Origin of the sequence: Pseudomonas guangdongensis (genome assembly GCF_900105885.1) — a bacterium.
Lineage (GTDB): Bacteria > Pseudomonadota > Gammaproteobacteria > Pseudomonadales > Pseudomonadaceae > Geopseudomonas > Geopseudomonas guangdongensis.
In genome coordinates, this window is record NZ_LT629780.1 from 2,033,962 (window position 1) to 2,047,989 (window position 14,028).

At 67.4% G+C, this 14,028-nt stretch carries 10 protein-coding genes; 3 read left to right on the plus strand and 7 right to left on the minus strand.

From position 1 onward, the window contains the following. Positions 1-27 precede the first annotated feature (27 nt). On the minus strand, positions 28-1,611 hold the full coding sequence (locus tag BLU22_RS09635; protein WP_090213959.1) for a peptide chain release factor 3: 1,584 nt from the start codon (positions 1,609-1,611) through the stop codon (positions 28-30). Positions 1,612-1,975: 364 nt separating this feature from the next. Between BLU22_RS09635 and BLU22_RS09640 the strand changes: the two genes are divergently transcribed. Continuing rightward, the gene (locus tag BLU22_RS09640; protein ID WP_090213961.1) at positions 1,976-3,139 is read left to right on the plus strand and encodes a type III PLP-dependent enzyme; all 1,164 of its coding nucleotides are present in this window, start codon (positions 1,976-1,978) and stop codon (positions 3,137-3,139) included. A gap of 91 nt (positions 3,140-3,230) precedes the next feature. On the opposite strand, the gene BLU22_RS09645 is transcribed toward BLU22_RS09640, so the two are convergent. The 5 genes from BLU22_RS09645 to BLU22_RS09665 all read right to left on the minus strand — a co-directional run bounded on the left by BLU22_RS09645 (position 3,231) and on the right by BLU22_RS09665 (position 9,143). After that, positions 3,231-4,721, minus strand: a complete 1,491-nt coding sequence (locus BLU22_RS09645; RefSeq protein WP_090213963.1) for a sulfite reductase subunit alpha — start codon at positions 4,719-4,721, stop codon at positions 3,231-3,233. Then, on the minus strand, positions 4,721-5,638 hold the full coding sequence (locus tag BLU22_RS09650; RefSeq protein ID WP_090213964.1) for a DUF4198 domain-containing protein: 918 nt from the start codon (positions 5,636-5,638) through the stop codon (positions 4,721-4,723). The genes BLU22_RS09645 and BLU22_RS09650 overlap by 1 nt, the downstream gene beginning before the upstream one ends. A gap of 15 nt (positions 5,639-5,653) precedes the next feature. Further along, positions 5,654-6,166, minus strand: coding sequence for a DUF2271 domain-containing protein (locus BLU22_RS09655; RefSeq protein ID WP_090213966.1), 513 nt, complete (start codon positions 6,164-6,166; stop codon positions 5,654-5,656). Between the two features lie 11 nt (positions 6,167-6,177). After that, positions 6,178-6,777, minus strand: a complete 600-nt coding sequence (locus tag BLU22_RS09660; protein WP_090213968.1) for a PepSY-associated TM helix domain-containing protein — start codon at positions 6,775-6,777, stop codon at positions 6,178-6,180. A gap of 140 nt (positions 6,778-6,917) precedes the next feature. Beyond that, positions 6,918-9,143, minus strand: a complete 2,226-nt coding sequence (locus BLU22_RS09665; RefSeq protein WP_090213970.1) for a TonB-dependent receptor domain-containing protein — start codon at positions 9,141-9,143, stop codon at positions 6,918-6,920. A 314-nt stretch (positions 9,144-9,457) separates the two neighbouring features. Here BLU22_RS09665 and BLU22_RS09670 point away from each other — a divergent pair, with 314 nt between their 5' ends. Then, positions 9,458-11,662 (plus strand): TonB-dependent receptor, encoded by a 2,205-nt coding sequence (locus tag BLU22_RS09670; protein WP_090213972.1) that lies wholly within the window; start codon positions 9,458-9,460, stop codon positions 11,660-11,662. Between the two features lie 63 nt (positions 11,663-11,725). Further along, a complete protein-coding gene (locus BLU22_RS09675) occupies positions 11,726-12,406 on the plus strand; it encodes a Fe2+-dependent dioxygenase (protein WP_090213973.1) in 681 nt (226 codons plus the stop codon). 73 nt (positions 12,407-12,479) lie between these two features. On the opposite strand, the gene rhlB is transcribed toward BLU22_RS09675, so the two are convergent. Next, positions 12,480-13,964 carry an ATP-dependent RNA helicase RhlB gene (gene rhlB / locus BLU22_RS09680; RefSeq protein ID WP_231975232.1) on the minus strand — a complete coding sequence of 495 codons (1,485 nt, stop codon included), beginning with the start codon at positions 13,962-13,964 and terminating at the stop codon, positions 12,480-12,482. Between the last annotated feature and the right edge of the window lie 64 nt (positions 13,965-14,028).

The following is a 14,028-nucleotide window of genomic DNA, read 5'->3' on the forward strand; positions in this document are numbered from 1 at the left end:
GCCGCTCCCTGCGCGGGAGCGGCGTGATCAGTGATGTTCGCGGGTGGCGCGGAATGTCACGTCCGGCCAGCGCTCTTCCATCAGGCCGAGGTTGACCCGGGTCGGCGCCAGGTAGGTGAGGTGGCCGCCGCCGTCGATGGCCAGGTTCTCGAAGGCCTTGTCCCTGAACTCCTTGAGCTTCTTCTCGTCGCTGCACTCGATCCAGCGCGCCGACCAGACGTTGATCGCCTCGTAGGCGCACTCGACCTTGTATTCCTCCTTGAGACGGCTGGCGACCACGTCGAACTGCAGCACGCCGACCGCGCCGAGGATGATGTCGTTGTTGCGCTCGGGGAAGAACACCTGGGTGGCGCCTTCCTCGGCCAGCTCCTGCAGGCCCTGGCGCAGTTGCTTGGACTTCAGCGGGTCCTTCAGGCGCACGCGGCGGAACAGCTCCGGAGCGAAGTGCGGGATGCCGGTGAAGCCCAGCAGCTCGCCTTCGCTGAAGGTGTCGCCGATCTGGATGGTGCCGTGGTTGTGCAGGCCGATGATGTCGCCGGCGTAGGCTTCCTCCAGCTGCTCGCGCTCGCTGGAGAAGAAGGTCAGCGCGTCGGCGATCTTCAGGTCCTTCTTCAGGCGCACGTGGCGCATCTTCATGCCCTTCTCGTACTTGCCCGAGCAGATGCGCATGAAGGCGATGCGGTCGCGGTGTTTCGGATCCATGTTCGCCTGGATCTTGAACACGAAGCCGCTGAACTTCTCCTCGGTCGGCTCCACCACCCGCTCGTGGGCGGCACGGGGCAGCGGCAGCGGCGCCCAGTCGACCACCGCATCGAGCACCTGGTCGACGCCGAAGTTGCCCAGCGCGGTGCCGAAGAACACCGGGGTCATCTCGCCCTTGAGGAAGGCGCCCTTGTCGAATTCGTGGCAGGCGCCCTGCACCAGTTCCAGTTCCTCGAGGAAGCGTTCGTACAGGTCGCCCAGGTGATCGCGGGCCTCGGGGGAGTCGAGCTTGTCGATGACCTTGGTGGCGATGCGCTCGTGGCCGTGGCCCGGCTGGTAGACGATGATCTTGTCTTCGCTGAGGTGGTAGACGCCCTTGAACTCGCGGTAGCAACCGATCGGCCAGGTGATCGGCGCGGCCTTGATCTTCAGCACCGCCTCGATCTCGTCGAGCAGCTCGATGGGGTCGCGGATGTCGCGGTCGAGCTTGTTGATGAAGCTGACGATGGGGGTGTCGCGCAGCCGGCAGACGTCCATCAGAGCGATGGTGCGCGGCTCGACGCCCTTGCCGCCGTCGAGGACCATCAGCGCCGAGTCCACTGCGGTCAGGGTGCGGTAGGTGTCCTCGGAGAAGTCCTCGTGGCCGGGGGTGTCGAGCAGGTTGATCATGTGCTCGCGGTAGGGGAACTGCATCACCGAGGTGGTGATCGAGATGCCGCGCTGCTTCTCCATCTCCATCCAGTCGGAGGTGGCATGGCGGTCGGACTTGCGCGATTTCACCGTGCCGGCGACGGCGATCGCCTGGCCCATCAGCAGGAGTTTTTCGGTGATGGTGGTCTTGCCGGCGTCGGGGTGGGAAATGATGGCGAAAGTGCGGCGTTTCGCCACTTCGGCGGCCTGGGTGGTCATACGGGGGGAACGCCTCGGCGTGTGGTCGGTCTGTCAAGAAAGGCGACGATTATAGCGGATGCGCCTCCCCTTCGGACCGCCTGTGACGAGCGGGGCGAAATCGGGGCAACTTTTGGTTGATTCTGCACCCCCTTGGTCCTAAAGTTCGCGCCCGAACGCTCATGCTGGAAACGATCCATCCGGCTCAAGTACTGACGACGAGACAGCAAGGTCAACCCGCCCCCCGATCACGACGCGCGGTTGGCCTTTTTGCTTTCGGCGACATGCCTTGGGAAGTAGGCGAACCAAAGTGGGGATACGGATTAGGCGTTCAGTTGCAGTCCCTTGAATCTTTTGTGTTTCTTGCCATTTGGAGCCCCCAAGCATGCCCATCAAGGTTGAAGACTATTACGACCGCGCGACCTTCCAGCGCATGAAGACGTTCGCCGATCAGAAGGAAACCCCCTTCGTGCTGATCGACACCGCGATCATCGACAAGGCCTACGACGACCTGCGCGCCGGCTTCGAGTTCGCCAGCGTCTACTACGCGGTCAAGGCCAACCCGGCGGTGGAGATCATCGACCTGCTCAAGGAGAAGGGCTCGAACTTCGACATCGCCTCGATCTACGAGCTGGACAAGGTGATGAGCCGCGGCGTCGGCCCGGAGCGCATCAGCTACGGCAACACCATCAAGAAGTCCAAGGACATCCGCTACTTCTACGACAAGGGCGTGCGCCTGTTCGCCACCGACTCGGAAGCCGACCTGCGCAACATCGCCAAGGCCGCGCCGGGCTCCAAGGTCTACGTGCGCATCCTCACCGAAGGCTCGACCACCGCCGACTGGCCGCTGTCGCGCAAGTTCGGCTGCCAGACCGACATGGCCATGGACCTGCTGATCCTCGCCCGCGACCTGGGCCTGGTGCCCTACGGCGTGTCCTTCCACGTCGGCAGCCAGCAGCGCGACATCTCCGTGTGGGACGCGGCCATCGCCAAGGTCAAGGTGATCTTCGAGCGCCTGAAGGAAGAAGACGGCATCGAGCTGAAGATGATCAACATGGGTGGTGGCTTCCCGGCCAACTACATCACCCGCACCAACAGCCTGGAAACCTACGCGGAAGAGATCATCCGCTTCCTCAAGGAAGACTTCGGCGACGACCTGCCGGAAATCATCCTTGAGCCCGGCCGCTCGCTGATCGCCAACGCCGGCATCCTGGTCAGCGAAGTGGTGCTGGTGGCGCGCAAGTCGCGCACCGCCGTGGAGCGCTGGGTGTACACCGACGTGGGCAAGTTCTCCGGCCTGATCGAAACCATGGACGAGTCGATCAAGTTCCCGATCTGGACCGAGAAGAAGGGCGAGATGGAAGAAGTCGTCATCGCCGGCCCGACCTGCGACAGCGCCGACATCATGTACGAGCACTACAAGTACGGCCTGCCGCTGAACCTGGCCATCGGCGACCGCCTGTACTGGCTGTCCACCGGCGCCTACACCACCAGCTACAGCGCGGTGGAGTTCAACGGCTTCCCGCCGCTGAAGGCCTACTACATCTAAGTCGCCCTGCGCCCTGGATGAAAAAACGCCGCGACCTGTCGCGGCGTTTTTGTCTGTGCCGTTCGGCCGTGGCTGGCGGGCGTGCCGCCGTTCAGTACAGGTCGCGGCGGTAGCGCCCGGCCTCGCGCAGGCGCTCCACCTCGGCCGCGCCGAGCAGGCCATGCAGCAGGGCGTCCACTTCGCGGCCCATGCCCCGCAGGCTGCCGCAGACCAGCAGGGTCGCGCCGCGCCCGATCCAGGCGCGCAGCTCGTCGGCGGCGTCGCGCAGCCGGTGCTGCACATAGACCGGCGTGTCGCCGTCGCGGGAGAAGGCCAGGTCGAGGCGGGCCAGATGGCCGCTGTCCCGCCAGCGTTCCAGTTCCTCGGCGAAAGGACGGTCGTGGGCGGCGTTGCGCTCGCCGAACAGCAGCCAGTGGCCGTGCTGGCCGAGCCGCTGGCGCTCGCGCAGGTGGGCGCGCAGGCTGGCCAGGCCGCTGCCGTTGCCGATCAGGATCAGCGGGCCGCAGTCGCCGGGCAGGCGGAAGGCCGGGTTGGCGCGGATGCGCAGGTCGATGGTCGCGCCCGGCGCGGCCTGCCGGCACAGCCAGCCGGAGGCGAGGCCGAGGCGTTCGTCGGTGTGCCGCACCTGGCGGACCAGCAGCTCCAGGCCGCCGTCGACGGGCAGCGAGGCGATGGAGTAGGCGCGGTGGGCGAGTCGCGGCAGACGCTCCAGCAGTTGCTCGTGGCTCAGGCCGTGCAGCTCGCCAGGCTCGTCCGGCAACTGGCGGCGGCTCAGCGCCTCGCTCAGCGTGCCGCCGTCGGCCAGCGGCGCGGCGCCCTCCAGCTGCAGGGCGGCGAGCAGGGCGGCGACCCGCTCGGCGGGCTGGCGCGGGCCGATCTCGGCGATGTCGCCGGCCTGCCAGTCCGGCGTGCCGCTGGCGGGTGTCAGGTGCAGGTGGAACAGGGGCGCGCCCTGGCTGCCGGGGTTCAGGCAGCGGCGCCGGGTCAGGCGCCAGGACTGGTAGTCGGCGCCCTGCCAGTCGCTGAACTCGGCGTGGCCGGCCAGCTGGCCGAGCTGCTGCTGCCAGTGGCGCAGCACCGCCGGATCGGCGCCGTCGGCTTCCAGGCGGTCGAACAGTGGCGTGGCGCCGCGTGCCCGCAGATGCCGGTCGAGCTGCCGGGCAAAGGCGCAGAACCGCGGGTACTGGCGGTCGCCCAGGCCGAGCAGGGCGTATTCCAGGCTGCGCAGGTCGAGGCCGGGCTGCTGCAGGCGCTGGGCGAAGCGCGCGGCATGGTCGGGCGCCTCGCCGTCGCCGTAGGTGCTGGCCACCAGCAGCAGGCGTGGCGGCGGGCTTGCCAGATCGAGCGCTTCCAGCGGCACGGCGCGGGCGGGCAGGCCGGCGCTGCTGAGCTGCGCGGCGCTGCGTTCGGCGATGGCCCGCGCCTGGCCGCCCTGGCTGGCATAGGCGACCGGCAGGTGGTCGGCGCCGGCAGCCGTGACCCGTCCGGCCCGCCAGCCGCGCCAGGCCTGCAGGCAGATGCCCAGCCAGGCCAGCACGACGAGTGCGGCCCAGACGGTGCGGGACGGTTCGGGCCAGGGCATCAGGGCGCCAGCACTTCCAGGGTCGCGCTATAGGTCGCGCGGCGCTCGGTGGCCGGCTGGGCGACGCCTTCCCGGCTGCTCAGTTCGGCTTCCAGCCAGTACATGCCGGCCGCCGGCCAGGTGATGGCGACCTTGCCGGCGGCATCGGTCTTCGCCTTGATCTCGCCGGTGGCGTCGCGGTAGCGGTTGCCGCCGGGGATCACGGTGACGTCCACGTCCCTGGCCGGCTTGCCGTCGATCAGGAAGGCGAACTCGGCGGCTTCGCCGGCGAACAGGTCGTTGGGGTGGGTGACCGGCACCAGCTCCAGGCCCTGGTTGCTGGGCTTGAGGACGGTGGCGGTGGGCTGGCCGGCGGTGACGAAGGTCTCCATGCGGTTGCTGGTCTGGATCACCCGCAGCTCCGCGGCGTCGGCCGGGACGGCCTTGTGCAGGTCCTCGGCCTTGCCCATCCAGCGCCGGCGCTCCTCGCCGTCCTTCCAGGTGGCCATCAGGCCGCCGCCGGCCACCGCCAGCTTGTAGGTGCCCTTCTGGGTCAGGTGCACATCGAAGGTGCTGCGGTAGCGGCCGACGCTGCCGTTCTCGGCCTTGATCTCGCTGCCGTCGGGGGCCAGCACCAGCAGTTTGTTGGCCGGGCGGCGCATCGGCGGCTGCGCCGGCTTGCCGTCGGCGCCGGCCTGCGGGGCGCGGGGGGCGAGCTGCAGCGGCTGGCCGATGCCTTCCAGTTGCAGCGGGAAGTGCTCGAAGTAGAACAGGTCGTTGGACACTGCGGCGTCCACGGTGACCCACGGGTCCTCGCCGGACAGCACGGTGGCCGAGGGCAGCATCCAGGCGCGATGGGCCTGGGCGGACAGCGGCAGGCAGACGGCGAGGGCCAGGGCGGCCCACTTGAACAGCGGTTTGTTGAGCAGCGGTTGCATGACGGCTTCCTTGGGTCAGGGGTTGAGCTGGAGGGTGACGGTGCCCAGTTCGGTCTTGCCCTGGGCCTGATGGTGCGCGCTCTGTTGCGGCGGCCAGCTGAACGGCACGCGCAGCAGTTCGCGGCCGCCGACTTCGCGGGCCGCCTCGACCACCAGGCGGTACTCTCCGGCCGGCAGATCCTGCAGGCGCGGATCGTCGCCGGCGAAGCTCAGGCGATGAGTGCCGACCGCGCGGGTTGCGCCGCTGATGCCGTCGGCCGGCAGCTCCAGGCCGCGGCCGCTGCGCCGCCACCACTGGCGCAGGTCCTTGAGCCACTTCTCGCCTTCCTTGTCCTTCATCTTCAGGTCGTACCAGACCGCCAGGTCGGCGACGTGCTGCTGGTCGGGCTTTTCCAGCCAGAGGGCGACGTAGGGGCGGTGGTACTCGGCGACGTCGAGGCGGGGAATCTCCACCTCGACGGTCAGGTCGGCGGCGAAGGCCGGCGCGGCGAGCAGCGAGCAGAGCGGGAGGAGCAGGCGTGGGCGCATGGGGCGATCCTTCAGTGGATGAACAGCAGGGCGAGCAGCACGGGCAGCAGCAGGCCCAGGCCGGTGAGCGGCCAGGTGGTCGGCCGGGCCTGGGCCTGGCGCTGGAGCAGCAGCAGTCCGGTGAGGCTGAAGATCACGCAGACCGCGGCGAAGATGTCGATGAACCCGCTCCAGGCCGTGCCGGTGTGGCGGCCCTTGTGCAGGTCGTTGAAGTAGGCGATCCAGCCACGGTCGGTGTCCTCGTATTCCAGCGCGCCGGACTCGATGTCCAGGCTCAGCCAGGCGTCGCCGCCGGGGCGCGGCAGGCCGATGTACAGCTCGCCGTCGCTCCATTCGGCCTCGCGGCCGTCCAGGCGGATGTCCAGTTGCTCCTCCAGCCAGGCCTGCAGCGCGTCCGGCAGGCCTGCCTCGTGGGCCTCGGCGAGCAGGGCGGCGTGCAGCGCCTCGGGTAGCTGCGCCGTGCGGTTTTCCACCTGCGGGCGGCTTTCGATTTGCGCGGCGTGGTTGAGGGTGATGCCGGTGACGGCGAACAGCAGCATGCCGGCCAGGCACAGCGCGGAGCTGATCCAGTGCCATTGGCGGAGGGTACCGAGCCGGGGAGTGCGAGGCATGGAGCGGTCCTGCACGGAGAGGGTGGGAGGGTCTGGCGGGGGATTCTATTGGCTCTTCGCGCTGTGTGCGAAAAATTTACCAATAATATACGTTCGCGTTTAAGGCCTGGCCCGCCGGGCGGCGGGCCAGGTGTTCAGGCTCAGAAGTCGACGGTGGCGGACAGCCAGAGGCGACGGCCTTCTTCCAGGGTGCCGGTGGTGGCGGCAGCGCTCTGGATGTAGTCGGAGGCCCAGTCGGTGCTGCCGGTGTTGGTGACGTAGCGCTTGCCTTCGAGGAAATCCTTGTCCAGCAGGTTGTAGATGCTGGCGTTCAGGGTCACGTTGTCGGCGGCCTTGAACGAGGCGCCGAGGTGGAACACCTCGTAGGCCTTGAGATCGCCGGCCGCATCCTGAAGGGCCTTGTTGGCGGCGGTCAGGTTGGCGTAGCGGTTGGTGAAGCGGGTGCGCTCGCTGCGGTACTCGCCCTTGAGCCACAGGGCCAGACGCTCGGTGGCCTGCCAGTCGAGGCTGGCGTTGAGCATGTGGCGCGGAGTGTTGGTCAGCGGGGCGCCCTTGTCGGCACCGCTCTGCTGCTCGCTGTCGCTGAAGGTGTAGTTGCCGCTCAGGCTCCAGCGCGGGGCGAACTGCCAGCGCCCGGCCACTTCGACGCCCTGGGTGACGGCCTCGCCGATATTCACGCTCTGGCCGAAGCTTTCCTGGGTGAAGCCGCTGCCGTAACTGACGCAGCCCGGTTGGTTGGGGTTGGCGGTGTAGAAGCAGTTGGGCAGCGGCGCGCCGTCGTCGATCTTGTCCTGGAACTTGTTGTGGAACAGGGTGACGTTGGCGTTGAAGCCGGCGAGGTTGTCGAAGTAGGCGCCGAACTCGGTGTTGGTGGTGGTTTCCGGCTCCAGGTGCGGACTGCCGATGGTCAGGGTGCGACCCTGGGCGGTCACGCCACTGATGCCGTCGTGCAACTGGTTGAGGCTCGGCGTCTTGTAGCCGCGGCTGACGCCGCCCTTGAGGGTCCAGTTGTCGTTGGTGTTCCACACCAGGTAGGCGCGCGGGCTGACGTGGCCGCCGAAGGCCTCGTGGTCTTCGTAGCGGGCGCCGAGGGTCAGGGCCAGGTCGTCGCGCAAGCGCCACTCGTCCTCGGCGAACAGGGCCCAGGAGGTCTGCTGGAACTTGTCCGAGGCGATGCCGTCGATCACTTCGGCGTCCCAGTACTGGCCGCCGAGGGTGGCGATATGGTGCTCGCCGAGCGGTGCGACCAGCTTGCTGTCGAAGATCAGGTCGGTGGACTTGAGCTCGCGGTCGGCGCCGCCGACGATCGATGGGTAACCGGTGTAAGCGCGGCCCACGGTGCCGGGGATGCTGCGGCCGATGGTTTCGGTGGTGTTGTGGGTCAGGCTGCTGTCCAGGGTGCCGACGGGCAGGCGTGCGGTATGACCGACCACGAACTGGTCGCGCTCGAAGCGCAGTTCGTCCTTGTAGCCGTTGGCCACGGTCGGTGCGTCCGTGGTGCAGCCGGCGGTGGCGCTGCCGCCGGTCTTGCCGTCGAGGTTGCCGAGCTGGCAGTCGTCGTTGTTGTAGACCTGGCGGCCGAGTTCGGCATCCAGATAGAAGTCGTGGTCTTCGTGCGGGGTCAGGCTCAGGCGTGCGCCGAAGGTGTTGTTGCGGCCCTCGACCGGGGCCGCGCCGCGCTTGCTCACGGTGCTGTCGTTGTCGAAGCTCAGGTCCGACTCGCCGCGGTCGTACAGGCTGCCGCGCACGGCCAGGCCGAGCAGGCCGTCAATCAGCGGGCCGCTGGCGTACAGACTGCTCTTGCTGGCTTCGCCGTAGTCGCGGTTTTCCTGGAAGGTGTGGTCGACACTGACCGAGCCGCTCCACTGGTCGGCGACCTTCTTGGTGATGATGTTGACCACCCCGCCCATGGCGTCGGAGCCATACAGGGTGGACATCGGCCCGCGGATCACCTCGATGCGTTCGATAGCCGACATCGGCGGCATGAAGCTGGTCGAGGTTTCGTTGAAGCCGTTGGGGGTGACGTTGCCGGCGGTGTTCTGCCGGCGGCCGTCGATGAGGATCAGGGTGTATTCGCTGGGCAGGCCGCGGATGCTGATGTTCAGGCCGCCGGTCTTGCCGGTGCCCTGGCGCACGTCCACGCCTTCGACGTCCTCCAGGGCCTGGGCCAGGTTGGCATAGCGCTTTTTGCGCAGGTCTTCCTGGCCGATCACGCTGATGCTGGCCGGCGCGTCGGTGACCTTCTGCTCGAAGCCGGCGGCGCTGACCACCACGTTGTCGAGCTGGACCGGAGCTTGCTCGGCCAGAGCGGCCTGGCTGCAGCAGGCAATGGCGATGGCAAGGGCGGAGCGGGAGGGCAGGGACATGGCGGGCTCGCTTCTTCCTGAAAGATGGTTGCGGATAGATGTGCAGGTGCCAATGGTATGGATTCTCAAATAAAAGTCACCTTTTTTACCTTTTGTTGACGTTGCGTGTGCTTTGGCGGGCTGGCGTATGACCCTGGCCATTGCCTATACCCCTCGGCAGATGGCCTGTAAATGGCTGATGTACAGGCGCGGTGGCGTCAGTGGGGATCGAGGTTCCCTGCTTTTTGTAAAGTTAATGTAAATTATGTGAGCGGCTATTTACTGATACTAATTCTCAAATAGAATCGCCTCCCATTAAAACGGGAGACATTCTCATGCGTGCATTCATCAAGTCCTCTCAGCATCAACCGCAACGCCTGCTGGCCTCGGCCGTCGGCCTGGCGGTGGCGTCGCTGGCCATGCCGGCACTGGCCGACGAGCCGGCGCAACTGGGCAGCGTGACCGTCAAGGGCGAGCAGAGCGGCTACAAGGTCGAGCGCTCGGCCTCGGCCAAGTACGCCGCGCCGCTGCTGGATACGCCGCAGACCGTCAGCGTGGTGCCGCAGGAGGTGATACGCGAGCAGCAGGCGCTGAGCCTGCGCCAGGTGCTGTCCAACGTCTCGGGGATCACCTTCAATGCCGGCGAAGGCGGCGGCGGCTCCGGCGACAGCATCAACATCCGCGGCTTCAGCGCCAACGCCAACATGCAGGTCGACGGTCTGCGCGACAGCAGCCAGAGCAACCGTACCGACACCTTCAACATCGAGCAGGTGGAGGTGATCAAGGGGCCGAACTCGGTGTTCGGCGGCGCCGGCACTACCGGCGGCAGCATCAACCAGATCAGCAAGACGCCGCGCCAGCGCGACTTCACCGAGATCGGCGCGAGCCTCGGCACCGACAGCTACCATCGCCTGACCCTGGACACCAACCAGACCCTTGACGGCGTCGGCGAAGACAGCGCGTTCCGCCTCAACCTGATGGCCCACGAAAACGACGTCCCGGGTCGCGACCAGATCGACCGCCAGCGCTGGGGCATCGCACCGTCCCTGGCCCTTGGGCTGAGCGAGGACACCCGCCTGACCCTCAGCTACTTCCACCAGAGCGACGACAACCTGCCCGACTACGGCGTGCCGGCCTTCGACGGCAAGCGTCTGACCGGGGTGGATCGCGACGGCTATTTCGGCTTCAGCAACATCGACAAGGAAGAGATCGAGAGCGACGCCTTCACCGCCAAGCTGGAGCATCGCTTCAACGACCGTCTGAGCCTGCAGAACCTCACCCGTTACAGCCGCATCGCCCGCGATACGGTGATCTCCGCGTCCCACGTCAACCTGGTCGGCAGCGCCGCCGATCCGGTGGCCCCCGGCCGCTATCGTCCGGCCGGCCCGCAGGGCTATGGCCGCGATGCGACCAGCGAGATGCTGATCAACCAGACCAACCTGAGCGCCGATTTCGACACCTTCGGCCTGGGGCACCGCCTGGTCGCCGGCGCCGAGTTCTCCCGCGAGGATTACGAGCGCATCACCTATGCCTACGGGCTCAACTTCGCCGGTCGCGACTTCGACCTCGGCAATCCGCCGGGTTACTACAGCGGTCCGCTCGACAAGGCGCGCTCGGCCGACACCTCGACCCGCCTGGACAATCAGGCTGTATATGTCTTCGATACCATCGCGCTTGATCCGCAGTGGGATCTGAGCCTGGGCCTGCGCTACGACTGGATCGACGGCGAGTCGAAGAACACCGCGCTGCCGGCCGGCACCGTCACCCGTCTGGACAGCCGCGACCGCGAATTCAGCGGGCGTGCCGGCCTGGTCTACAAGCCGACCGACAACGGGCGCATCTATGTTGCCTACGGCACCTCGTTCAACCCGGCCGCCGAGAACCTGGCCTCCAGCGGCGCGCTGAACGCCGCCGCCGCCGATCTGGCGCCGGAGAAGAACAAGACCTGGGAGCTGGGCAGCAAGTGGGAGCTGCTGGACGGACGTCTGCAGCTGGACGGTGCGCTGTTCCGCGTCGAGAAGACCAACGCCCGCGAAACCATGGCCGACGGCTCCACCCAGCTGGCCGGCGAGCAGCGGGTGCAGGGCGTCGAGCTGGGGGTGACCGGCAAGCTCAGCGCGCAATGGAACGTCTACGCCAACTACACCTTCCTCGACAGCGAAACCCTCAAGGCAGCCGACACCGCAGCCGGCATCGCCCGCGAGGGGCAGGCGCTGGGCAACACCCCGCCGCACTCCCTCAACCTGTGGACCACCTACGAGCTGCCGGCCGGCTGGCGTCTGGGCTACGGCGCCCGCTACGTCAGCGAGCGCAACGTGACCTCCAGCGACCGGGCCAAACTGGACGCCTACTGGCTGCACAACGCCATGGTCGGTTACAAGGTCAACGAGGAAATCGACCTGCAGCTGAACCTCAACAACCTGTTCGACGAGGAGTATGTGCAGAACGTGCGGCAGAACGTCGGCCTGAACACCCGTTCTTCGGCCGTCGAGTATGGCGATGCCCGTTCGGCGATCCTCTCGGCCACCTACGCCTTCTGATCCTTGTCACCCGACGAGCCCCGCCCTTCGGCGGGGCTTCGTCGTCAGCGGAGACCGCTTGCCATGATGCTGCACATTCCCCAGGTTCTCAGTCCCGAACAGGTCGCCGACTGCCGCCGTCTGCTGCAGCAGGCGCCCTGGGCGGACGGCCGGAGCACCGCCGGCTTCCAGTCGGCGATGGCCAAGGACAACCTGCAACTGCCCGAGGACTGCGCCGAGGCGCGGCAGATCGGTGCGCTGATCCTCCAGGCGCTGGAGCGCAATCCGCTGTTCATCGCCGCGGCCCTGCCGAGCCGGATCTTCCCGCCGCTGTTCAACTGCTACCAGGGCGGCCAGTCGTTCGGCATCCATGTCGACAACGCGATCCGCACCGAGCGCGGCAGCGGCGAGCGAATCCGCACCGACCTGTCGGCCACGCTGTTCTTCACCGCTCCCGACGAGTACGACGGCGGCGAGCTGGTGGTCGAGGACACCTACGGCGCGCACAGCGTCAAGCTGCCGGCCGGCGACATGATCCTCTACCCCTCGACCAGCCTGCACCAGGTCATGCCGGTCACCCGCGGTGCACGGGTCTGCTCGTTCTTCTGGATGCAGAGCATGGTGCGCGACGATGGCCAGCGCAGCCTGCTGTTCGATCTGGACACCGGCATCCAGCGGATCAACCAAGAACTCGGCGCCGAGCATGCCGCCAGCGTGCAGCTCACCGGCGTCTACCACAACCTGCTGCGGCGCTGGGCGCTGTAGCCGCGGGCCGCCGGCGCGGCAATAAAAAAGGCGAAACCCATGGGTTTCGCCTTTGCTCGTCGCCGCTGGCGGCTCAGTGCTTGCGCGGCACCGGCTTGAGCAGCTCGGCCGGGGGCATCTCGCACTGGATCTTGCGGCCGATCAGCGCCTCGATCGGCGGCAGGGCGAAGGCATCGTCCTCGCCGGCGAAGCTGATCGAGGTGCCGCTGGCGCCGGCACGGCCGGTACGACCGATGCGGTGCACGTAGTCGTCCGGATCTTCTGGCAGGGTGTAGTTGATCACATGGCTGACGCCGTCGACGTGAATGCCGCGACCGGCCACGTCGGTGGCCACCAGCACGCGGATCTTGCCTTCGCGGAAGCCTTCCAGGACCTTGATGCGCTTGTGCTGCGGCACGTCGCCGGACATCTGCGCGGCGCTGATGCCGTCGCGGGTCAGGCGCTCCTCGATGCGCCGCACTTCGTCCTTGCGGTTGGCGAAGACCATCACCCGGATCCAGTCGTTCTGCTCGATCAGGTTGTACAGCAGCTTGTACTTGTCGCTGCCGGCCACCGCGTAGACATGCTGTTCGACGGTGTCGCTGGCCACGTGCTCCGGCTCGATCTCGACGATGGCCGGGCTGGTGGTCCACTGCTTGGCCAGGTGCATCACGTCGTCGGTGAAGGTCGCCGAGAACAGCAGGGTCTGCCGTTCGCTCTTCGGCGGAGTCTGGCGGATGATCTGCCGCACCTGGGGGATGAAGCCCATGTCGAGCATGCGGTCGGCCTCATCCAGCACCATCACCTCGACCATGTCCAGGTGCACCTCGCCGCGCTGGTTGAAGTCCAGCAGGCGGCCGGGGGTGGCCACCAGGATGTCGCAGTAGCGCGCTTCCAGCTGCTTGAGCTGCTTGTCGAAGTCCATGCCGCCGACGAAGCTCATCACGTTGAGGCCGGTGTGGCGGGTCAGGTCGCGGGCGTCGTTGGCGATCTGCACCACCAGCTCGCGGGTCGGCGCGATGATCAGCGCGCGCGGCTCGCCCATGTAGCGCTCCTTGGGCGGCGGGGTGATCAGCAGCTGGGTGATGGTGGAGATCAGGAACGCGGCGGTCTTGCCGGTGCCGGTCTGCGCCTTGCCGATGGCGTCGCGGCCGCGCAGGGTGTGGCCGAGCACCTGGGCCTGGATCGGCGTGCAGTAGGTGAAGCCGAGGTCGTGGATGCCGTGCATCAGGCGCGCATCCAGGTTGAAGTCGTGGAAGCGGGTCTTGCCTTCCTGGGGCTCGACCACGAAGTCTTCCGGCTTCCAGGCGTCGACCGCCGGCTTGCGCGGGCCGCGTGCGCGCCGCGGGCCTTCGGTCTTGGGCTGGCGCGGCTTGTCGGCGTTCTTTTCGCCGCGCGGCTTGCGCGTGCGTTCGCCTTCCTCAGGCGCCGGGCGCTGCTCGTCGGCGCCGGGAGTGTTCGGGATGTTCTGGGCTGCGGCGTCTGCCGGACTTGCGCCCTGGCCGCTGGTCGGGCTGGCGTTCTGGGCCAACTGGGCCTCCGGGTCTTTGCTGAATGGGGTCGTGGGTGCCTTGAGCACGGGTGATCTCGATCTGGACTAAGAAAGAACGAACTGCAGTGTAAAGCAAGATGGGGGGCGGGGC